15 protein-coding genes and 1 pseudogene are annotated in these 20,898 nt (G+C 65.0%); 9 read left to right on the top strand and 7 right to left on the bottom strand.

Annotation, left to right across the window (positions count from 1 at the left end):
• Nucleotides 1-17: 17 nt before the first annotated feature.
• Together ABIE53_RS04185 and grpE are read right to left on the bottom strand one after the other, a co-directional pair.
• On the bottom strand, nt 18-434 hold the full coding sequence (locus ABIE53_RS04185; protein ID WP_107707313.1) for a thioredoxin family protein: 417 nt from the start codon (nt 432-434) through the stop codon (nt 18-20).
• A gap of 53 nt (nt 435-487) precedes the next feature.
• Complete coding sequence (gene grpE, locus ABIE53_RS04180; protein ID WP_006047883.1) at nt 488-1,075, bottom strand: nucleotide exchange factor GrpE; 588 nt, start codon at nt 1,073-1,075, stop codon at nt 488-490.
• Nucleotides 1,076-1,455: 380 nt separating this feature from the next.
• On the opposite strand from grpE, the gene ABIE53_RS04175 reads away from it, so the two are divergent.
• The gene (locus ABIE53_RS04175; RefSeq protein ID WP_006047884.1) at nt 1,456-1,617 is read left to right on the top strand and encodes a hypothetical protein; all 162 of its coding nucleotides are present in this window, start codon (nt 1,456-1,458) and stop codon (nt 1,615-1,617) included.
• Here ABIE53_RS04175 and ABIE53_RS04170 read toward each other — a convergent pair.
• The 3 genes from ABIE53_RS04170 to hrcA form a co-directional block, all read right to left on the bottom strand.
• The gene (locus tag ABIE53_RS04170; protein WP_006047885.1) at nt 1,589-1,996 is read right to left on the bottom strand and encodes an RNA-binding S4 domain-containing protein; all 408 of its coding nucleotides are present in this window, start codon (nt 1,994-1,996) and stop codon (nt 1,589-1,591) included. The two genes, ABIE53_RS04175 and ABIE53_RS04170, sit on opposite strands and share 29 nt — an antisense overlap.
• Before the next feature lie 9 nt (nt 1,997-2,005).
• Nucleotides 2,006-3,076, bottom strand: a complete 1,071-nt coding sequence (gene hemH / locus ABIE53_RS04165) for a ferrochelatase (RefSeq protein WP_006047886.1) — start codon at nt 3,074-3,076, stop codon at nt 2,006-2,008.
• 193 nt (nt 3,077-3,269) lie between these two features.
• Nucleotides 3,270-4,289, bottom strand: coding sequence for a heat-inducible transcriptional repressor HrcA (gene hrcA / locus ABIE53_RS04160; RefSeq protein WP_025601566.1), 1,020 nt, complete (start codon nt 4,287-4,289; stop codon nt 3,270-3,272).
• A 318-nt stretch (nt 4,290-4,607) separates the two neighbouring features.
• Between hrcA and ABIE53_RS04155 the strand changes: the two genes are divergently transcribed.
• Complete coding sequence (locus tag ABIE53_RS04155) at nt 4,608-5,510, top strand: NAD kinase (RefSeq protein ID WP_006047888.1); 903 nt, start codon at nt 4,608-4,610, stop codon at nt 5,508-5,510.
• 76 nt (nt 5,511-5,586) lie between these two features.
• Entirely contained in the window at nt 5,587-7,257 is a 1,671-nt protein-coding gene (gene recN, locus ABIE53_RS04150; protein WP_192700027.1) for a DNA repair protein RecN, read from the top strand.
• Nucleotides 7,258-7,393: 136 nt separating this feature from the next.
• Here the strand turns inward: recN and glnE are convergent.
• Nucleotides 7,394-10,193: pseudogene (gene glnE, locus ABIE53_RS04145) on the bottom strand (bifunctional [glutamate--ammonia ligase]-adenylyl-L-tyrosine phosphorylase/[glutamate--ammonia-ligase] adenylyltransferase).
• Nucleotides 10,194-10,389: 196 nt separating this feature from the next.
• Between glnE and ABIE53_RS04140 the strand changes: the two are divergent.
• The 6 genes from ABIE53_RS04140 (at nt 10,390) to ABIE53_RS04115 (ending at nt 19,538) form a co-directional block, all read left to right on the top strand.
• Nucleotides 10,390-14,577: a YhdP family protein gene (locus ABIE53_RS04140; protein ID WP_192700025.1), complete on the top strand. Its 4,188-nt coding sequence runs from the start codon at nt 10,390-10,392 to the stop codon at nt 14,575-14,577.
• A gap of 171 nt (nt 14,578-14,748) precedes the next feature.
• A complete protein-coding gene (locus ABIE53_RS04135; RefSeq protein WP_107707315.1) occupies nt 14,749-15,645 on the top strand; it encodes a carbon-nitrogen hydrolase family protein in 897 nt (298 codons plus the stop codon).
• 90 nt (nt 15,646-15,735) lie between these two features.
• The gene (gene tldD, locus ABIE53_RS04130) at nt 15,736-17,202 is read left to right on the top strand and encodes a metalloprotease TldD (protein WP_006047893.1); all 1,467 of its coding nucleotides are present in this window, start codon (nt 15,736-15,738) and stop codon (nt 17,200-17,202) included.
• Between the two features lie 361 nt (nt 17,203-17,563).
• Entirely contained in the window at nt 17,564-18,637 is a 1,074-nt protein-coding gene (gene aroG / locus ABIE53_RS04125) for a 3-deoxy-7-phosphoheptulonate synthase AroG (protein WP_006047894.1), read from the top strand.
• Nucleotides 18,638-18,863: 226 nt separating this feature from the next.
• Complete coding sequence (locus ABIE53_RS04120; RefSeq protein WP_107707316.1) at nt 18,864-19,202, top strand: type II toxin-antitoxin system RelE/ParE family toxin; 339 nt, start codon at nt 18,864-18,866, stop codon at nt 19,200-19,202.
• 3 nt (nt 19,203-19,205) lie between these two features.
• Nucleotides 19,206-19,538, top strand: a complete 333-nt coding sequence (locus ABIE53_RS04115; protein WP_006047896.1) for a helix-turn-helix domain-containing protein — start codon at nt 19,206-19,208, stop codon at nt 19,536-19,538.
• 80 nt (nt 19,539-19,618) lie between these two features.
• Here ABIE53_RS04115 and hmpA read toward each other — a convergent pair whose 3' ends face one another.
• A complete protein-coding gene (gene hmpA, locus ABIE53_RS04110) occupies nt 19,619-20,824 on the bottom strand; it encodes an NO-inducible flavohemoprotein (protein ID WP_107707317.1) in 1,206 nt (401 codons plus the stop codon).
• Nucleotides 20,825-20,898: the final 74 nt, after the last annotated feature.

The raw sequence follows: 20,898 nt of genomic DNA, 5'->3' as shown, positions 1-20,898 counted from the left end.
GCGGTCTTTAATTTTTTTCAATCGGCCGGCGTTTCACCCGGCGTTTGGCCAGAAACCGCCTGAATCTTCTGCCGCGCCGCGGCGACAGCGGCCTGGAACTGCCCAAGACCGTGCCAGCCGGTTGCGCGGCCAAGCCGTTTGCCGCGATGAAAAAAGAACCACGTAGGCACGCCGTGAAGCATGAAGCGCCGCCCGAGCTCGCGGTGCTCGTAGACATTGCTGTGAAACCACCGCAGACCGAGCGCCCGGATCGCCTCAGGTTGCGCCAGCATCGCCTTCTTCGCGATCTCGCAATTGAAGCAGTCGAGGCCCCAGAAGAACACCACCGCGAGTTCGTCGCCTGCTTCGGCGAGGCCCGCGTCGAACGATTCGGCGCTCAGCTCCTTCATGTCGAAGACCGAAAACGCGGTTGCGTCGACGGGAATGTTGGCCATGATCGGGTTACCTGGTGTCTACGTGGACCTGGCGAACTGCCTGCGACGGGCGCTTACTTCGGCGCGGCCACCGTCACGAGCGCCGGACGCAGCACGCGGTCGGCGATCACGAAGCCCTTTTGCAGCACGGCGACCACCGTGTTCGGCTCCTGATCCGCCGGCACCATCGAAATGGCCTGATGGCGATGCGGGTCGAACTTCTCGCCCACCGGATTCAGTGCGACGACGCGGCCCTTCTCCAGCGCGCCCGTGAGCTGGCGCAGCGTGAGCTCGACGCCTTCGCGCACTTTCGCGAGGTCGTCGGAAGAATGGGCGACGGCAGCTTCCAGGCTGTCGATCACCGGCAGCAGGTGCTCGGCGAAGCTCTCGATAGCAAATTTATGCGCCTTCGCGACGTCTTCCTGCGCGCGGCGACGCACGTTCTCGGTCTCGGCCTTGGCCCGCAGGAAGCTCTCCTGCAACTCGGCGATCTTGGCCTGCGCTTCAGCCAACGCAGCTTCGGCACCCGTGGCTGCCGGCGTGTCCGTGGCGACGCTCGCCGCGGCTTCCTGCTCGGGAGTGACCGCCTCGGCGGCCGGGCGCTCGGTTTCGTCCGCGGGCGTGGGATTCTGGCTCGTCGGGTTCTCTTGCGTGTTTTCCATGTCGCTGAAAGTCGTTAAAGATTTAAAAGCCAACGGCGGCGGCAACGCATGAATGCGCCGCGACTTTTGTGCGTTGCAAAATCGCGACAAACATTCGAACGCGCCACCGCGTATCGGAACGGCAGGTGGGGCCGCAAGCGCCCATTTCAAGCGCCTCGGCCGAAATTTTCAGAGCGGGCGCCGCTGGCGGAAACGCGCGGTTACAACCATTAGCGCGGCGCAATCAGATTCAGATTGAGCGCGAACAGCAAGTGACCTATGCTCCAGTAACGCAGCGGAAAAACCTCGTTAACCCTAATCTGACGTAATCCTTTCCGCCCTCTTGCAATTTCCACCCGGCTAGCTCGTTTCTTTGCTGCAACATCCCATAAGGGGGTACCGTGAAACTGACCTTTGCAATCTCGGTGGTCGCACTGGTACTCGTTGCGGGCACCACGACCATCTGTATGTCCGGGGCGGTCAACGACCACACCACCGAATACGGCGGCGTGAACGCGACCATGGAACAGCTGTTCAATCCCCACCTGAAAATCTGTCGATAGTGCGGCGGTCGCGCTTGGTCGGGCGGCCATGCAATGCCTCGGCCGGCTCGCGATAAGTTTTGCGGCGCTCCTGCTCGGCCTTGCGTTTTTCGCGGCTTTCGTCGGTCTCGGCGTAGAGCGTCTGCGCGACGGTCGCCGGACCGCGCACCTCGCACACGCCCAGCACCTGCACCTGCCACACGAAGCGCTCGATCTCGATCTCGACCAGGTCGCCGACCCGCACGTCCTTGGCGGGCTTCACATTGGCCCCGCCGATGCGCACGCGGCCTTTCTCGACAGCATCCGCCGCGAGCGAACGCGTCTTGAAGAAGCGCGCCGCCCAAAGCCATTTGTCGATGCGCAGTTTCGCGCCCGGTTCGGTTGAAATCCTGTAGTTCATGAAGTCTCGTCAAGCCGCTGTGTTATGCGGCACGGGTACTGCCTGCACCGGCCAGCCTTGCAGATTCTGCGCGACGATTTCGCCGAGCGCGGCGATCCATGCCTGCGACGCGTTCACACACGGAATGCGGTGAAATTCCTTGCCGCCCGCATGCAGGAATTCGTCGCGCACTTCCATGCCGATTTCTTCGATCGTCTCCAGGCAGTCGGCCGTGAAGCCCGGACAAAACACATCAGCACGCCGCACGCCTGCCGCGCCGAGTTCCTTCAACGTGGGCGCCGTGTAGGGCTGCAGCCACTCGGCCTTGCCGAAGCGCGACTGGAAGGTGATGCGGCATTCCACCGACGTCAGGCCAAGCGCCTGCATCAGCAACGCGCCGGTTGTCTGACACTGCTCGTGATACGGATCGCCGAGATCCAGCGTGCGTTTGGGCACGCCATGAAAGCTCAACACGAGTTTGTCGCCCGCCGCGAAATCCGGCTGGCCATGAAGATGCCAGTAGTGACGCACCTGCGCCGCGAGCGCCGCGATATATGCCGGATGATCGGCGTATTGACGCACCGTGCGGATCTCCGGCTGATTGCGCATGCGCTTCATCGCGGAGAAGGCGTCGTCGAAAGCGGTCGCCGTGGTCGACGACGAATACTGCGGATACATCGGCACGAGCAGCACCCGCTCGGCGCCCGCGAGCTTGAGCTGATTCAGCATCGCCGGAATGCCCGGCGTGCCGTAACGCATCGCGTATTCGACGAGCACCGTGTAGTCGTTCAACTGCAGCAGATGGCGCAACGCTTCCACCTGCTTTTCCGTATAGACGCGCAGCGGCGAGCCTTCGGGCATCCAGACGGCCGCATATTTCTTCGCGGACGCGCGGCCTCTGAACGGCAGGATCAGCAACCGCAGAATGATCTGCCACAGCAGCGCCGGAATCTCGACCACGCGAGGGTCGGACAGGAACTGCGCGAGATAGCGGCGAACCGCCCGCGGAGTTGGCGCGTCGGGCGTGCCGAGGTTAATCAGCAGCACGGCAACACGGTGCGACGTGGCGTTCTGCGAAGGCCGCTCGAGGTCGAAGCGCATAGGCTATAGCCGGATAACCGCAGTGAGCGGAGGGTTGAACAGGTGAGATTCATTATAGCGGTGCGCCCTATGGCGGCGGCCTTCGTGGCCGCGCGCCCCAGGCGCCCCTGGCCGTTCGGCTAATTGGCAAGCGGCGCGCGCTCGCGCATGATGTGCCGCATCGACCGCCGCGGCGTTGACCGCTACTGCTGACTTACTGCTGACTTAGCGTGAGCGAAAGCAGTCTTGCCGTGATGTCCACAATCGGGATGACGCGGTTGTACGCCATCCGCGTCGGGCCGATCACGCCGAGCGTGCCGACGATCTTGCCGTTCACCTCGTAGGGCGCGGTGACGACGCTCATTTCCTCGATAGGCACGAGGTTGGACTCGCCACCTATGAAGATCTGCACGCCGGCCGCATGACTCGACACATCCAGCAACTGAAGGAGACTGGTCTTTTGGTCGAACACATCGAACAGCTTGCGCAGGCGCGCCATGTCCGAGGAAAGATCGGCTACTTCGAGCAGATTGCGCTCGCCCGAAATCAGCACGGTCTCGCCGGTGTCGGATTCGTCCGTGCTCGCCGTGACGGCCGCGTGCATGAGCGTGGTCATGTCGCCGCGCAACTGGTCGATTTCTTCGCGCAGGCGGCGGCGCACTTCGTCGAAAGACAGGCCGGCGAAGTGCGCGTTGATGTAGTTCGAAGCCTCCACGAGCTCGGACGGCGAAAAGTCGCGCTGGGTCGCCATCATGCGGTTTTGCACGTCGCCTTCGGGCGTCACGATGATGAGCAGAATGCGCTTGTCCGACAGCCGCATGAACTCGATCTGCTTGAACACGTGACTGCGCCGCGGCGTCAGCACGACACCGGCGAACTGCGACAGATTCGAGAGCACGCTCGCCGCGGCCGCGACGATTTTCTGCGGCTCGCCTGCCTGCAGCGTAGTCTTGACCGTGCGGGTGACGGCTTCTTCGTCCGCGGCGGATTCGACCGTGAGCATGGTGTCGACGAACAGCCGGTAGCCGCGCGGCGTAGGAATGCGTCCCGCCGAAGTATGCGGACTGATGACGAGCCCGAGATCCTCGAGATCCGACATGACGTTGCGGATGGTTGCCGGGCTCAACTCCAGGCCCGAATAGCGCGACAACGTGCGCGAGCCGACCGGCTGACCTTCGGCAATGTAGCGCTCGATCAGCGTTTTCAGGAGGGTTTGTGCGCGAGGATCTAGCATGACGAAAAATTTTAGCTCAATGAGGCGACTACCGCGAGCGCCGACGGCGCCCATCACCGGCGAATTTCCCGCCGCCCGCCGGGACCGCGCCTTGCGCTCGTTCCAGCACAACGTGCCGCATTGTGTCGGGCGTGCCGCCGGCCCCGTTGCCGACGGTCCGGCCAGCCGCGCGCCGGTGCGGTTTGCGCGGCGCGCATGTCATCAAGGCTTCACCATTCTAACGATAATCCCGCACTGCGCTCACGGCCCGCTGCGAACGGCCGGCCGCCGCGTCCCGGCCCCGTTCTTTTCAGGCCCTACCTATGGTGTAATGCCGGCATGCAAGTAACCAGCCAGTTCAAGACTGTCGCGCTCGTCGGGCGCAACAATACGCCGGGCATCCGCGACCCGCTGACCGCGCTCGCCACGTGCATCGCGAAGCGCGGCTTCGAAGTCGTTTTCGAAGCCGACACCGCGGCCGAAATCGGCGTAACCGACTATCCGGCGCTGCGCCCGGCCGAAATCGGCGCGCGCGCCGACGTGGCTGTCGTGCTCGGCGGCGACGGCACGATGCTCGGCATCGGCCGGCAACTGGCGCCGTACCGCACGCCGCTCATCGGCATCAATCACGGACGGCTGGGCTTCATTACCGACATCCCGATCTCCGACATGAGCGTGACCGTGCCGCAAATGCTGGCGGGCAACTTCGAGCGCGAGGAACGGGTGCTGCTCGAAGCGCGCATCATGCGCCAGGGCAATCCGATCTATCACGCGCTCGCGTTCAATGACGTCGTGGTCAATCGCAGCGGCTTTTCGGGCATGGCGGAGCTGCATGTGTCGGTGGATGGCCGCTTCATGTACAACCAGCGTTCGGACGGACTGATCGTCGCCACGCCGACCGGCTCGACGGCGTACGCGCTGTCGTCGCAAGGGCCGATTCTGCATCCGCAACTGCAGGGCATCGTGCTCGTGCCGATCGCGCCGCATGCGCTGTCGAACCGGCCGATCGTGCTGCCGGACGATTCCAAGGTCAGCATCCAGATCGTTTCGGGGCGCGAGGTGAACGTCAATTTCGACATGCAGTCGTTCACGTCGCTGGAACTCGGCGACTCAATCGAAGTGCGCCGCTCGCGTCATACGGTGCCGATGCTGCATCCGGTCGGCTACAGCTATTTCGCGACGCTGCGCAAGAAGCTGCACTGGAACGAATACCCGTCGCACGAGGAAGATCCCAAGCCGTGACCGGCGCGGACGCCGGACCGCAAGCGCTGCTCGTAAAACCCGATACCAAGCTCACCGACAAGCACAAACGACTTCCATGCTTCGCCACCTCTCGATACGCGACTTCGTCATCGTCGCCGCGCTCGACCTCGAATTCGACAGCGGCTTTACCGTTTTCTCCGGCGAAACCGGCGCCGGCAAGTCGATCCTGATCGACGCGCTGGCGCTCGCGCTGGGTGCGCGCGCCGACGCGAACGTCGTGCGGACGGGCGAGACCCGCGCCGACATCACCGCCGAATTCGACACGCACGCGCAAGTGGACCAGTGGCTCGACGAGCAGGCGTTGAGCGCGGCTGCGGCGGACGGCCAGCACGGCGGCACTGTGATGCTGCGCCGCGTGGTGGATGCGAACGGCCGCTCGCGCGCGTTCATCAACGGCACCGCGGCGACGCTCGCGCAACTGCGCGAAGTCGGCGAAATGCTGGTGGATATTCACGGCCAGCACGCGCACCAGTTGCTGATGCGGCCCGACGCGCAGCGCGAGCTGTTCGACACGCATGCAGGGCTGACCGAGCTGTCCGCGAGCGTCACGCGCGCGTGGCGCTCATGGCGTGAGAAAGTGCAGGCGGTCGAGCACGCGCACACCCGCGACCGCGAATTGCAACTGGAACGCGAGCGTCTGGCGTGGCAGCTTGCCGAGCTGGACAAACTCGCGCCGCAGCCGGGCGAATGGGAAGAAGTCAACGCGGAGCATCGGCGGCTGTCGCATTCGGCGAATCTGATCGACGGTGTGCAAGGCGCGCTGAATGCTTTGTCCGAATCGGACGAGGCAATGATCACGCACCTTGCGTCGATCGTCTCGAAGGTGCGCGACCTTGCCGATATCGACCCGGCCTTGAACGACGTGCTGGCCGCGCTCGAACCCGCCGAGATCCAGCTTCAGGAAGCCGCGTATTCATTGAGCCATTACGCGCAAAAGCTGGAACTCGACCCGGACCGGCTCGCACAAGTCGAAAAGCGCCTCGACGCATTGCATTCGGCGGCGCGCAAGTTCCGTTTGCAGCCCGAAACGCTGCCCGAGGAACACGAGACGCGCCGCGCGCAGCTTGCCGCGCTCGACGCCGCCGCGGATCTCCACAGCCTGCACGCCGCCGAAGCCAAAGCGCGCGAGGACTTCCTCGCCGAAGCAAAGAAACTTTCGAAGGCGCGCGCCAAGGCCGGCAAAGCGCTCGGCGCCGCGGTCACCACGGGCATGCAGGAACTGTCGATGAAAGGCGGCAGCTTCGAGGTCGCGCTCGTGCCGTTACCCGAAGGCGGCGCGCATGGCCTGGAGCAGGTCGAGTTCCGCGTCGCGGGTCATGCGGGCGTGCCGCTGCGGCCGCTTGCGAAGGTCGCGTCGGGCGGCGAACTCGCGCGTATCAGCCTCGCGCTCGCCGTGATCGCGAGTGCCGCGAGCCCGACGCCCACACTGATCTTCGACGAAGTGGATACGGGAATCGGCGGCGGCGTCGCCGAAGTGGTCGGACGGCTGTTGCATCAACTCGGCGAAGCGCGCCAGGTGCTTTGCGTGACGCACTTGCCGCAGGTCGCCGCGCGTGGCGATCATCATTTCCAGGTGGCGAAAGCCGGCAACGGCAAGGGCGGTACGGTGAGCAGTGTCGTTTCGCTCGACAAGGCGAACCGCGTCGAAGAAGTCGCGCGCATGCTCGGCGGCCTGGAGATCACGCCGACCACGCGCAAGCACGCGAAGGAAATGCTGGCGGCGTAGGTGGGGGTTGAGGGCGGCGGTCGGGCTCCGGGCCGTCGCTGGCCGTTGCAGGCCGTTGGCTCCGGTCGCCGCTGGCCGTCAGTCGACCGCAGCGACCCGTCGCCCGTTACCCGCCCCCATCCTCAAAAATCCCACCTCACCCCCGCCCAAACACCCGCTCCCAAAGCCCAAGCACCGCATCTCTCTCGGCCGCGACCAACCCCGGTTCCACCCGCGCCTTCTCCATCCCATCGAGCCGCAGTTTGTGCTGCAGCTTCCGGTACGTGCGATAAGCGGCGCCGACTGTCTCGGCTTCCGCCTCGCTCATCAGCCCAAGACGCGACACCTCGCGCAACAGCGCAATGTTGCCGGTATTGCGGATCAGCTCAGGATCGCGCGCCGCGTGCAACAGCACCCAATACTGCACGGTGAACTCGATATCGACCATCCCGCCGCGATCGTGCTTGAGGTCGAACAGCGTCGTGTGGTTCGGATGCCCGGCGGCGACGCGCTCGCGCATCTCCACGATTTCGTCCGCAAGCTGCGCGGCGTCGCGCGGCGTCGTCAGCACCTGTTCGCGGATCGCCTCGAACTGCGCGCCGATCTGCGCGTCGCCCGCGCAGTAGCGCGCGCGAGTCAGCGCCTGGTGCTCCCACACCCACGCGGTGTTGGCCGCGTCGCCCTCGCGCAACTGATAACGGCGGAACGCGTCGAGATCGGTAACGAGCAGGCCCGACTCGCCGTTCGGCCGCAAGCGCAGATCGACGTCGAACAAGGTGCCCGCGCCGGTCGCGGTCGTCAGCCACGTAATCAGGCGGCGCGTGTAGGTGGAGTAGATATCCGAAGCGGCATCGTCGGGATCGTCGTAGAGAAAGATCACGTCGAGGTCCGATGCATAACCCAACTCCTTGCCGCCCAGCTTGCCGTAAGCGATCACCGCGAATCGCGGCGCGTCGCGGTGGCGCTTCGGCAACTGCTTCCAGACGGCTTCGAGCGTGACGTCGAGCACGGCATCGGCGAGTTCGGACAGACGGTCGCTCACATGCTCGACGCTCAGCTTGCCCGCGAGGTCGATCAGCAGAATACGGAACACCTCGGCCTGGTGCGCGTGGCGCAGCAAGTCCATCTGCTGCTCGACGCCGTCCGCCGCGGCCAGCCGCAAGCGCAGCGTGCGCTTGAACTCGGGCCAGTCGAACGGCGTGTTCAGCGCTTCGTCGTCGAGCAGTTCGTCGAGCAGTTGCGGATGGCGGATCAGATAACCGGCTGCCCAGCGCGACGCGCCCAGCACCGACAACACGCGATGCAGCGCTTGCGGATACTCGGTGAGCAGCGCGAGGTACGCGCCGCGCCGGCCCACGGCTTCGAGCAGATCGAACAGACGCGCGAGCGTGTCGCCGCGCCGCTCGGGCGGCTCGAGCGTGCGCGCGGCTTCGAGCGCGCGCTGCGCGACGATGTCGAAGCGCTGCCGGCTGCGCTCCGCGAGTCCGGCATAGCGCGACGATTGCCAGACGCCGCGCAGCCGCGCGAGCAGATCGGCGGGCTCGGCCACGCCCAGTTCGACGAGACGCGCATGCAGCGCCTCCGCCGCGCTGTCGTCCGCGAGCGCGCTGCTCCAGACCCACACTGCCGCGCCGTCTTCGGGCGCGCCGCAGCCGTCGCGGCCCGCTCACCTTGTCGGCGAAAATCTGGTCGAACTGCTGTTCGACGAATTCCCGATGCGCGTCGAGCCGCTCCATCAGCATCGGATAGTCGTCGCAGCCCATTGCGCGCGCGAGCGCCACGCGTTCCTCGGAATCGACCGGCATCGCGTGCGTCTGCGCGTCGTTGCGATATTGCAGCCGATGTTCGAGCTCGCGCAAAAAGCGATAAGCCTGTGAGAGCTTCACGCACACCGACGTGTCGATCAGCCCATGCGTCGCGGCGTGCCGCAACACGGCGAGCGTGGGGCGCACGCGGAAACCGGCGTCCTGGCCGCCGCGAATCAGTTGGAACACCTGCGCGCTAAATTCGATTTCGCGGATGCCGCCGCGTCCGAGCTTGATGTCGTCGGCCTTGTCGGGACGCATCGACGCACGGCGTTGCGCCTCCTGGCGAATCTGCAAATGCAGCGCGCGGATTGCGCTGATCACGCCGAAGTCGAGATAACGGCGGTAGACGAACGGCGTGACGATCGCATCGAGTTGTTTCGACAGGCGCTGCGCCGCGTCGCTCGTCCCTTCGGACACGAGCCGGCCTTTGATCCACGCATAACGCTCCCACTCGCGGCCCTGCACGTAGAAATATTCCTCGAGCATGCCGAGGCTGCACACGAGCGGTCCCGAATCGCCGTTCGGACGCAAACGCATGTCGACGCGAAACACGTAGCCGTCGGCGGTCACTTCGGCGAGCGCGCCGATCAGGCGCTTGCCGAGGCGCGTAAAAAAGTCTTGCGTGGCAATCGGCGCGCGCTGGCCGCCCGCCGTCTCGCCGTCCTCTTCGTAGATGAAGATCAGGTCGATGTCCGACGAGACGTTCAGCTCGCGGCCGCCGAGCTTGCCCATGCCGACGACGCCGAGCGTGAGCCGTTCGCCCTGCGGGCCGCGCGGCTCGCCGAAGAGCGTTTCGAGTTCGGCGGACAGCACCGTGAGCGAGCGCTGGATCGTGGTCTCGGCGAGATCCGTCATCGCGCCGGTGACTTCGGCGACGTCCGCCTCGCCGGCCAGGTCGCGCTCCATCACCGCGCAGAAGACCTCCGTGCGCAACTGGCGCAACGCGCGCTTCAATGCGGCCTCCGTCAACGGCGCGTCGGCGCCGCCGGCCGCTTCGGCGCACAGCGCGTCGAAGCGGGCGTCGATGCGCTCGCGCGTCAACGGCCCGGACGCAAGCTCCGCCACCTGCGCGACGAGCTGCGGACGGGCCGCCACGGCGCGCGCCGCGTAATGTGAATAGCTGGAACTCAGGAGAGTGGCGTGAGTCATCAAAGGTCTGGCTCGCTCGTTGCTTGATTGGCATGAACCGCGGATCAGCGGCTCGTCGCACGACGGTTTGCTGCGCGCCGATGTGGGTCGTGCAGCGGGCCCCTGACAGGGTTTTCCGGAAGTCCTGTCGACGCTTTCCCGTGTGTTACATTTCGTCGTTAATCCGCAAAACTACCATACGCCCACCCGCCGCAGCATGTCCGAGCGAAACGAATCCGCCGACCCGCAGGAAACCGGGCCGGCCCGGCCTGTGAGCGGAAGCGACCACGTCGTCTTGCGCCGGACGCTCCACGTTGTTCTCGCGCTCGCGCTCGTCCTCTATTTCATCGCGGCGGGGCTGTTTCTCGGCTTGCGCTACGTGGTGCTGCCGCGCGTCGACACGTTCCGGCCGCGAATCGAAGCGACCGTCTCCGACAAGCTGCATGCGCAGTTCACCATCGGCAAACTGGCGCCGCATTGGAGCGGGTTTCAGCCGGGGCTCGACATCACGAATCTGGTGATCCGCGACCATGACGGCAAACCCGCGCTCACCATTCCGCACGCCACCGCGACGCTGTCCTGGCGCTCGCTCTGGCAATTCCATCCGGCGCTGTCGAGTCTGATCGTCGACCAGCCCGACGTGCTGATTTCGCGCGGCGGCGACGGCGTGCTGTCGGTCGCCGGCGTGCCGGTGCCGACGCGTCATAGCGGCAACGACACGTTGTCGACGTGGCTCGTGCGCCAGCAGGCGATCGTCGTGCGCGGCGGCGTGCTGCGCTGGCGCGACGCCCAGCGCGACGCGCCGGAGCTCGCGCTGCGCGACATCCGCATCGCCATTCTCAACGACGGCTACGATCACCGCCTCGCGCTTCAGGCGCCGCCCGACGGCCAGTTGCTGCGCGGCCCGCTCGATTTCCGCACGCATTTCCGGCACGCGCCGCTCGCCGCGATCGGCAAGCCGATCAACTGGAAAGGACAGGCGTATGTCTCGACCGGGCCAGTCGATCTGCCGACGCTCGCTCGCTACATCAAATTCCCGATCGAGACGTTTGCGGGCCGCATCGACAACGCAATCTGGGTCGATTTCGCCGACGGCCGCATGACTTCGGCAAGCGGGCAAATGGCCGGCGCCGACGTCGCGCTGCGAGTTCGGCCCACGCAGCCCAAGCTGCTGTTGCCGATCGCGAATTTCGGCTGGCGCCTGCAAGCGCAGCAAGGCGATTACGAGCTGCAACTGAACGACATGCGCGCCGAACTCGGACAGCCGCCGCTCGAGGACGGCACGCCGCTCACGCGCACGCTCGCGTTCCAGACGCTGAACGGGCACTACCGGACGGCTTCGCAGCAACACGGGCAGTTCATCAGCGTGTCGGGCGATCGCGTCGACCTGGGCATACTCGCGGAGTTCAGCCGCGCGCTGCCGCTGCCGCGTGCGCTCCTGAACAGCCTCGTGCGCTATAACCCGCGCGGGCTCGTCGCCAACTACCTGATCGAAGTCGAGCGCGGCAAGCCGGAATCCGGCGAGCCGGGCGGCGACCGTCATGGGACCGGCGCGGAGCCGATCGAGCGCTACCGCTTCACGGGCGACCTGCAAGGCATCAGCGTCGCCGCGCAGGAGCCGCCGCCGGGGCTCACGGCGCGCAATCACCCGCGCGCCGGCATTCCGGGCATCGAAAATCTGTGGGGCCGCGTGGATGCCGATCAACGCCGTGGCACCGCCACGCTCGACACGTCCAACGTCGCGATCACGCTGCCGGGCGTGTTCGACGATCCGCGCCTCACGCTCGACCGGCTGCATGGCCGCGCCGACTGGACCATTTCGCCGAAGGCGCCCGGCGAGAACCATCCGGCGTTCACGGTGAAGCTGGCCGAGCTAGGCGTCTCCAATGCGGACGTCGCGGCTACAGCAAGCGCGGACTACAGCAACCCCGGCCACGGCCGCGGCTCGCTGGATCTGACCGCCGACTTCGAGCGCGCTCAGGTGTCGCGCATCGTCCGCTATCTGCCGACCAGCATCAGCGAGAAGCTGCGCATGTATCTCGGTCATGGCTTGCAGGCCGGCATGTCGCGCGGCGCGAAGATCGAAGTGCATGGCGACCTCACCAAATTCCCCTACTCGCGCGATCCCGAAGCGGGCATCTTCCATATCGTCGCGCCGTTCAAGGGCGGCAAGTTCGACCCGTCGCCGTACCCGCCGCGCAACATGCGCAACGGCACGCCGAACGTGTGGCCGGCGTTCGACGGCATCGACGGCGTGTTCGAGATCAGGCAGAACGTGCTGCGCTTCGACATCGACCGGGCACGCTACAAGCGCGTCGCGCTGCACGGCGTGAACGGCAGGATCGACGACCTCGGCACGCGCGAGTCGAATCTGGTCATCAAGGGCGACGGGCTCGGGCCGCTCGCCGACATGCTCGACTACGTGAACGAAAGCTCGCTTGGCATCATGGCGCGGCATCAGACCGAGAAAATCCGCGCCGAAGGGCCGGCGTCGCTCGCGCTGAAGCTGACGGTGCCGCGCACGCCGAAGCCGTATATCGGCGTGGAAGGCGCGCTCGGTTTCCAGAACAATCGTTTGAGCGTGGCTAATGTGCCGCCGCTGTCGCAAGTGAAGGGCAAGGTGCGCTTCACCGAGCGCAGCGCGCAGACCGAGCGGCTCACCGCGCAGTTCCTCGGCGGCGATGTGCGGGCGAGCGGCGGGCTGAAACAGGACGGCACCTACGCGCTCGACATGAACGGCCATATCGCCGTCGAGGCCGCGCGCGGCCTCGATCTGCATGGCCCGGCCGCGCAGGTCCTCACGCGCATGAGCGGCAGCGCGCCGTATGCGCTCACGGTGCGCGGCGCCAAAGGCAAGCTGCCGCAACTGACCGCGAACTCCGACCTGACCGGCCTCGCGCTCGACTTCCCCGCGCCGTTCAACAAGCCGGTCGGCACGCCGATGCCGCTGCGCGCCAGTGCCGGTCCGTCGACGCTCGCCGGCGAAAGCGGACTCGAGCGCGCCGAGCTCGACTTCGGCCCCATCGCCGCGCGCTATCTGCTGCATTACGACCCGAAAAGCCCGCCGACGGTGGTGCGCGGCGCCATCGGCGTGAACCGGCCGGCCGACTTGCCGAGCGAAGGCGTGATCGCCGCCGTGGACGTCGACGCATTCGACGCCGATGCGTGGCGCGCGCTGATTACACAACTGCGCAGCAACGAGGCGCCCGCCGCGCCCGTCCCGCCCGCAACCCCGAATCCGACCGTCGCGCAGTTTCTGCCAAGCCGCTTCGCGCTGCACATCGGCACGCTGACGCTGCTCAAGCGCCACTGGGAGAGCGTGATCGTCGGCGCTTCGCACGCGGACGGCAAATGGCAGGCGAACATCGCGTCGAATCAGGTGTCCGGTCACGTTTCGTGGCTGCCGGGCGCCGACAAGGCATCGCCGGGCACGCTGCAGGCGCGCTTTGCACGCGTCGTGATTCCGTCGGTCGCCGACAAGGATCTGCTCGGCCAGGCGATGTCGGCGCCGGCGCAAAACATGCCGTCGATCGATCTGGTCGTCAACGAGCTGATCGTGCGCGACCGCGACATCGGCCGGCTTGAAGTGCTCGCGCACAACTTCAACGAAGACGGCGTGCCGGTCTGGCAACTGGACAAGCTCGATATCGCGAATCCTGCGGCCACGTTAACCGCGACGGCGAACTGGCGCACCTCCACGGAACTCGGCAACGCCGCGGACGAAAGCACGCCGCGGCGCACGGTGTTCGATTTCAAGCTCGACATCAAGGACGCGGGCGGCCTGCTCGAGCGCTTCGGCCAGCCACGCACGCTGAAGGCGGGCAGCGGCACGCTCAACGGCAAGATGGTGTGGCGCGGCGGCCCGACGGCGATCGACTATCCGACGCTCAACGGCAATATCGCCGTGGATCTGCGGCATGGGCAGATTCTCAAGGTCGATCCGGGCGTCGCCAAGCTGCTCGGCGTGCTCAGCCTGCAAAGCCTCGCGCGCTTCGCGACGCTCAATTTCCGTGACGTGATCGGCGAAGGTCTGCCCTTCGAGCATGTCACGGGGACGGCGCAGATTCGCAACGGCATCGGCCGCACGGAAAACTTCGAGATGGTGACCGCGCCGGCCCGCGCCGAGATGAAAGGCTCGGTCGACCTGGCGCAGGAAACGCAGGACATGCACGTCAAGATCGTGCCGACGGTGAGCGCCGGCGCGGCGGTCGTCGCGGCCGCGGTGATCAACCCGCTGCTCGGGCTGGGCGCGCTGGTGGCGGACCTCGCGTTCAGCAAATCGGTGTCGCACGCGTTCGCGCGAGACTATGCGATAACGGGCTCCTGGTCGAAACCGCACATCGAGCGGGTCAAGAGCGATCGGGGTAAGATGGACGCTCCAGCTTCGACCGCCGGCGCGAACTGAGCCTGCAAGTTAGCGCGTAACCGTGGCTTCGTTCATCGCGATCGGACGGCTTCGGTCAGCGCATCGAGTAGGCGCTTTCGAGTGACGCACACCGGCGGCACGAGCCTGCCCTGAACGACGTATGCGGCGCCGGCTGTCGCGCCGCCTTGCCGGGAGTTTTCCGAAACGCTCATGAGCGAAACACACGTCTCTTCGTCTTCATCCCACGCTTCGTCCGACACTGCGCTTGATAGTGCGCAGCGCGAACGGGCGAGCAGTCAGTCAAGCAGCTTCCGGGTCGCCGCGCTGCAAATGGTGAGCACGCCGGATCGCGAGCGCAATCTCGCCGACGCCGAACGTCTGATCGCCGAAGCCGCCGCCGACGGCGCGCAGCTCGTCCTTCTGCCCGAGTACTTCTGCTTCATGGGCTTCAAGGACACCGACAAGCTCGCGGTTCGCGAAGCGTATCGCGACGGCCCGATCCAGCGTTTTCTCGCCGATGCCGCGCGCCGCCACAAGGTATGGGTGATCGGCGGCACGTTGCCGATCACGGCGCCGGAGCCGTCGCGCGTATTGAACACGACGCTCGTGTTCGACCCCGAGGGTAACGAGGCCGCGCGCTACGACAAGATCCATCTGTTCAACTTCGAAAAGGGCGAGGAATCGTTCGACGAGGCGCGCACCATTTGCCCCGGCGGCGAAGTCCGCACCTTCGAGTCGCCGTTCGGCCGCGTCGGTTTGTCGGTCTGCTACGATCTGCGCTTCCCCGAGCTGTACCGGCGCCTGGGCGATTGCGCGCTGATGGTGGTGCCGTCGGCGTTTACTTACACGACGGGCCGCGCGCATTGGGAAATGCTGCTGCGCGCGCGCGCCGTCGAAAACCAGTGCTACGTGCTGGCCGCGGCGCAAGGCGGCAAGCATGAGAATGGCCGCCGCACGTGGGGCCACAGCATGCTGATCGATCCGTGGGGCGAAGTCGTCGCGGTGCGCGACGAAGGCGCCGGCGTGGTCGCGGGGACGCTCGAACGCACGCGCATCGACGAGGTGCGGCAGAGTCTGCCCGCATGGCGTCATCGGGTGCTGAGCTAGAACACGTGACATTGAAACTGCGGCGTCCGTCACTCATATAGTGAGCGTGGCGCTAACCGAATCCTTCGTATCGAGCAGAACATACTTCGCATGAACATCATCGAACCTGGTATCCGCAATCTCGCCACCGCCAAGGACATCCTCCTGACGCCCTACGGTCTCGACGAATCGCTGCTCACCCGCACGCTCGCCGAGATCTTCACGCATCGCGTCGATTACGCGGACCTGTACTTCCAGGCCACGCGCAGCGAAGCGTGGAGCCTTGAGGAAGGCATCGTGAAGTCGGGCAGCTTCAGCATCGACCAGGGCGTCGGCGTGCGCGCCGTGTCGGGCGACCGCACGGCTTTCGCCTATTCGGACGATCTGTCGCCCGAGGCGATCCGTCAGGCGGCGATCGCCACGCGCGCCATCGCGAAGGCGGGCGGCGGCAAGCAGAAGATCAAGGTGGCGTCGTCGCTGACAGGCATCGCCGGGCGCGATCTGTATCTGCCCGCCGACCCGCTGCATTCGCTCGACGCCACCGCCAAGGTCAAGCTGCTCGAGCGCATCGAACACATGGCGCGCGGCCGCGACCGGCGCATCCAGCAAGTGATGGCGGGCCTCGCCGGCGAATACGACGTCGTGCTGGTCGCGCGCAGCGACGGCGGCTTCGCGGCCGACATCCGGCCGCTCGTGCGCGTCTCGGTCACGGTGATCGCCGAACAGAACGGCCGCCGCGAAATTGGCAGCGGCGGCGGCGGCGGCCGCTTCGACTACAGCTATTTCACCGACGAAGTGCTGTCGCGTTACGTCGACGACGCGGTGCACGCGGCGCTGGTGAATCTCGAAGCGCGCCCCGCTCCGGCCGGCGCGATGACGGTCGTGCTCGGGCCGGGCTGGCCGGGCGTGTTGCTGCACGAGGCGATCGGCCACGGGCTCGAGGGCGACTTCAACCGCAAGGGCTCGTCGGCATTCGCGGGACGCATCGGCGAGCAGGTCGCGGCGAAGGGCGTGACGGTTGTCGACGACGGCACGCTGCCGAATCGCCGCGGCTCGCTCAATATCGACGACGAAGGCAATCCGACGCAGTGCACGACGCTGATCGAGGACGGCATTCTGAAGGGCTACATTCAGGACACGCTCAACGCGCGCCTGATGAAGATGCCGGTCACGGGCAACGCGCGTCGTGAATCGTATGCCGCGCTGCCCATGCCGCGCATGACGAACACGTACATGCTCAACGGCGACAAGGACCCGCAGGAAATCATTCAGTCGGTGAAGAACGGCTTGTATGCGGTGAACTTCGGCGGCGGCCAGGTCGACATCACCAACGGCAAGTTCGTGTTCTCGGCGTCCGAGGCGTACATGATCGAGGACGGCAAGATCACGTACCCGGTCAAGGGCGCGACGCTGATCGGCAGCGGCCCGGAATCGCTCAAATACGTCAGCATGATCGGCAACGACATGAAGCTCGATTCGGGCGTCGGCGTGTGCGGCAAGGAAGGCCAGAGCGTGCCGGTGGGCGTCGGCCAGCCGACGCTGCGTATCGACCGGATGACGGTGGGCGGCACGGCCTGACGAGACTCCGGCCGCACGATTCATGCGTGAAAGCGCTGGATCGTGCGGCTTTTCCGCATTTTTAGACCGCATAGCTTGCCAGCCGAGCTTCCCCGGGTTATAAAGTCAATCACCCTTTTTTGACCAGCGACTCCATTTCGCCATGTCCGCCAAGTTTTACTTTTACTTTTTTTGGTATCTCAGACCGCTGGCGGATCGAGAGGGGTGTTAGTGCACGCAGAACACCGAGAATTCCCGAAAAACCGCCAGCGAGTCTGGCGGTTTTTTTTCGCCTTCAGTCTTTGCTCATTCAGCCTTTGAACACTTTGCCTTGCACGCGCCGCCCGCGTGAACACGCTACGAACCGATTCAGGAGAACAACATGCCCCCGCACAACACCGACGATGTCCGCATTCGAGAATTGAAAGAGCTCACGCCCCCGGCGCACCTGATCCGCGAATTTGCCTGCGACGAAGCAGTGTCCGACCTTATCTACAGTTCGCGCACCGCCATGCATCGGATCCTGCATGGCATGGACGACCGCCTGATCGTGATCGTCGGACCGTGCTCGATTCACGACACCAAAGCGGCAATGGAATACGCGGGGCGTCTCGTCGAACAGCGCAAGCGCTTTGCGGGCGAACTCGAAGTCGTGATGCGCGTGTATTTCGAAAAGCCGCGCACGACGGTGGGCTGGAAAGGCCTCATCAACGACCCGCACATGGACAACAGCTTCAAGATCAACGAGGGTTTGCGCACCGCGCGCGAGCTGCTGTTGCGCATCAACGAACTGGGTCTGCCGGCGGGCACCGAGTACCTCGACATGATCAGCCCGCAATACATCGCCGATCTGATCTCGTGGGGCGCGATCGGCGCGCGGACCACCGAGTCGCAAGTGCACCGCGAACTCGCGTCGGGACTGTCGTGCCCGGTCGGCTTCAAGAACGGCACGGACGGCAACGTCAAGATCGCCGTCGACGCAATCAAGGCCGCGTCGCAGCCGCACCATTTCCTGTCGGTCACGAAGGGCGGGCACTCGGCGATCGTATCGACGGCGGGCAACGAGGACTGCCACATCATCCTGCGCGGCGGCAAGACGCCGAACTACGATGCTGCGAGCGTGAACGCGGCGTGCTCGGACATCGGCAAGGCCGGACTCGCGGCGCGCCTGATGATCGACGCAAGCCACGCGAACAGCTCGAAGAAGCACGAGAACCAGATTCCGGTGTGCGCGGACATCGGCCGCCAGATTGCTTCGGGCGACGAACGAATTGTCGGCGTGATGGTGGAGTCGCATCTGGTGGCGGGCCGCCAGGACTTGCAGGAAGGCTGCGCGCTCACGTACGGTCAGAGCATCACCGATGCATGCATTGGCTGGGACGAAAGCGTCGCCGTGCTGGAAGGTCTCGCCGACGCGGTCAAACAGCGGCGCGTGGCGCGGGGAAGCGGCAACTGATTTTTTGTTTTGTGGTTTTACCGTTTGACCGCATCGCAAGAATGCGGTTTGCAGCGTTAAGAAACCCGGCTCGTGCAGTTCACAGCCGGGTTTTTTTATTTCGTTGGCCGAACGGACGAATGGTGGAGATGCCGCCGTCTATGTACCGTAGCAGTTCATCGCCGGGTCGCGAATGACTTGACCAGGCGGGAATTTGCGTATAATATTTTGTACATTGAAGGCGGTTATGACGCTGGAAAAAGAAGTTCGCTGGCTAGGCTCCAGCTATCGCGATTTGCTCGCCTTTCCAGAAGAGGCACGTCGGCAAGCCGGGTTTCAGATCGGCAAGATCCAGGCGGGTCTCGACCCTGACGACTGGAAACCGTTCGACTCGGTGGGTCCTGGAACGCGCGAAATTCGCATCCGGGAAGAGAACGGCATTTATCGCGTGATGCACGTCACGAAGTTTGCAGAAGCGCTTTACGTGCTTCATTGCATGCAGAAGAAAACCCAGAAGCTCGCGCCGCACGACAAACTGATTGCCGAAACGCGGTATCGCGCCATCATTAACGATAGGAAACCTTAACAAATGACGATCGACACCAAAATTCGTCACGTGACAAAGCCCGGCGCAAACGTGTTTCTCGAACTCGGCTTTTCCGCCGACGAGGCGAAGCGTCTGCACGCGGCGTCGCAAAAGCAGATCAACGACACGAGGCTGCTCAAGGAGCAGCTCATGACGGAATTGTCCACGTGGATCGAGCAGCATCATCTGAAGCAAGCGGAGGCCGCGGAAATTCTCATGGTCTCGCGCCCGCGGGTCTCGGACGTGGTGAACAAGAAAACCACCAAGTTCACCATCGACACGCTCGTCGAAATGTTGAGCCGGATTGGCAAGCCGGTCACGATGGCGGTGGGATAGCGCGCGAGGTTGGCGGATTCGCGCGGCTCGCTGCTGGCAGCGAGCGCGCGCGCTTTGCCTGACCTGCTACATCGACCGGCTTACTCGACCGCGCCCGAACCGAACACTTCAGTGTGAATGTGCGTCGGCTCCACGCCCAATGCAACCAGCGCGTCGCGCTGCGCGCGCATGAAGGGCACGGGGCCGCAAATGTAGTAGTCGGCATCCAGCGCGATGACGCGATCCGCGATTTTCGTCACGTCGAGACGGCCTTCGAAATCGTAGTCGATGCCCTGCCGGTCGCTTGCATCAACGGCTTCGTAGAACACGACACGCTTCACGTTCGCATGCGACGCAGCGGTATCGTCGAGCCACTCGCGGAACGCATGCACGCGGCCGTTGCGGCATGCGTGAACGAAAGTGACGCTCCGCTCGCTGCCGTCGGCGAGCAATGTCGACAGCATGGACGTCATCGGTGTGACGCCCACGCCGCCGCTCATCAGCACGACCGGCGTGATCTTCTTGCGATCGAGGGTGAAGTCGCCCATCGGCGCGCTCACGTGCACGATCGTGCCCTCCTCCACGCCCGCATGCAGCAGGTTCGACACGTGACCCGGCGCGGCGTCCTCGCGGCCGTCTTCACGCTTGACCGAAATGCGCAGCCACTTGCCATGCGGCGCATCCGACAAGCTGTACTGCCGCGGCTGGTCGACGCCCAGCTTGTCGACAAAGCGCGTGACGCTCACGTATTGGCCGGGTTCGAACTCACAGGCTGCGGTGCCGTCGGCAGGCGTCAGATAAAAGGACGTGATCTCGTCGCTCTCCACCTGCTTGCGCGCCACCTTGAACGGGCGGAAGCCGCTCCATGCCGCGCCTTCGTACAGCTTCGCCTCGGTGCCGACGAAAATGTTCGCGAGTTGGCCATACGCGACCTGCCACGCGTCGAGCGTCGGCTGATCGACCGCGTCGCCGAGTACGTCGACGATCGCACCCAGCAGATGGCGGCCGACAATCGGATAGTGCTCGGGCCGAATGTTCAGGCTCGCGTGCTTGTTGGCGATTCGCGAGACGGCCGGGCCGAGCGCGCCGAGATTGTCGATGTTGGCCGCGTACGCGTACACGGCGCGAGCGAGCGTCTCGGGCTGATTGCCGCTTTGCTGATGCGTCTGGTTGAAGAGATTCTTCAGTTCCGGGTGATGCGCGAACATGCGCTTGTAGAAATGCTTGGTGATGGTCGTGCCATGTTCGGCGAGCACGGGAACCGTGGCTTTGACGCGGGCAATCTGGTCGGCGGTAAGGGCGGTCATTTGTACTTCTCCTTAAAGATGCGCATACGATACATCTTATAGAGCGCCCTCGCCCAGACAGATTGTCGCAGGCT

Origin of the sequence: Paraburkholderia sp. OAS925 (assembly GCF_040543975.1) — a bacterium.
Taxonomy (GTDB): Bacteria; Pseudomonadota; Gammaproteobacteria; order Burkholderiales; family Burkholderiaceae; genus Paraburkholderia; species Paraburkholderia graminis.
The sequence above is the reverse complement of the archived record's forward strand: the minus strand, read 5'-3'. Positions and strand labels throughout refer to the sequence as shown.

Bases quoted from the DNA above. Each gene is read 5' to 3' on its own strand.
- ABIE53_RS04185 (WP_107707313.1), bottom strand. From the start codon at position 434: ATGGCCAACATTCCCGTCGACGCAACCGCGTTTTCGGTCTTCGACATG.
- grpE (WP_006047883.1), bottom strand. From the start codon at position 1,075: ATGGAAAACACGCAAGAGAACCCGACGAGCCAGAATCCCACGCCCGCG.
- ABIE53_RS04170 (WP_006047885.1), bottom strand. From the start codon at position 1,996: ATGAACTACAGGATTTCAACCGAACCGGGCGCGAAACTGCGCATCGAC.
- hemH (WP_006047886.1), bottom strand. From the start codon at position 3,076: ATGCGCTTCGACCTCGAGCGGCCTTCGCAGAACGCCACGTCGCACCGT.
- hrcA (WP_025601566.1), bottom strand. From the start codon at position 4,289: ATGCTAGATCCTCGCGCACAAACCCTCCTGAAAACGCTGATCGAGCGC.
- ABIE53_RS04155 (WP_006047888.1), top strand. From the start codon at position 4,608: ATGCAAGTAACCAGCCAGTTCAAGACTGTCGCGCTCGTCGGGCGCAAC.
- recN (WP_192700027.1), top strand. From the start codon at position 5,587: ATGCTTCGCCACCTCTCGATACGCGACTTCGTCATCGTCGCCGCGCTC.
- ABIE53_RS04140 (WP_192700025.1), top strand. From the start codon at position 10,390: ATGTCCGAGCGAAACGAATCCGCCGACCCGCAGGAAACCGGGCCGGCC.
- ABIE53_RS04135 (WP_107707315.1), top strand. From the start codon at position 14,749: ATGAGCGAAACACACGTCTCTTCGTCTTCATCCCACGCTTCGTCCGAC.
- tldD (WP_006047893.1), top strand. From the start codon at position 15,736: ATGAACATCATCGAACCTGGTATCCGCAATCTCGCCACCGCCAAGGAC.
- aroG (WP_006047894.1), top strand. From the start codon at position 17,564: ATGCCCCCGCACAACACCGACGATGTCCGCATTCGAGAATTGAAAGAG.
- ABIE53_RS04120 (WP_107707316.1), top strand. From the start codon at position 18,864: ATGACGCTGGAAAAAGAAGTTCGCTGGCTAGGCTCCAGCTATCGCGAT.
- ABIE53_RS04115 (WP_006047896.1), top strand. From the start codon at position 19,206: ATGACGATCGACACCAAAATTCGTCACGTGACAAAGCCCGGCGCAAAC.
- hmpA (WP_107707317.1), bottom strand. From the start codon at position 20,824: ATGACCGCCCTTACCGCCGACCAGATTGCCCGCGTCAAAGCCACGGTT.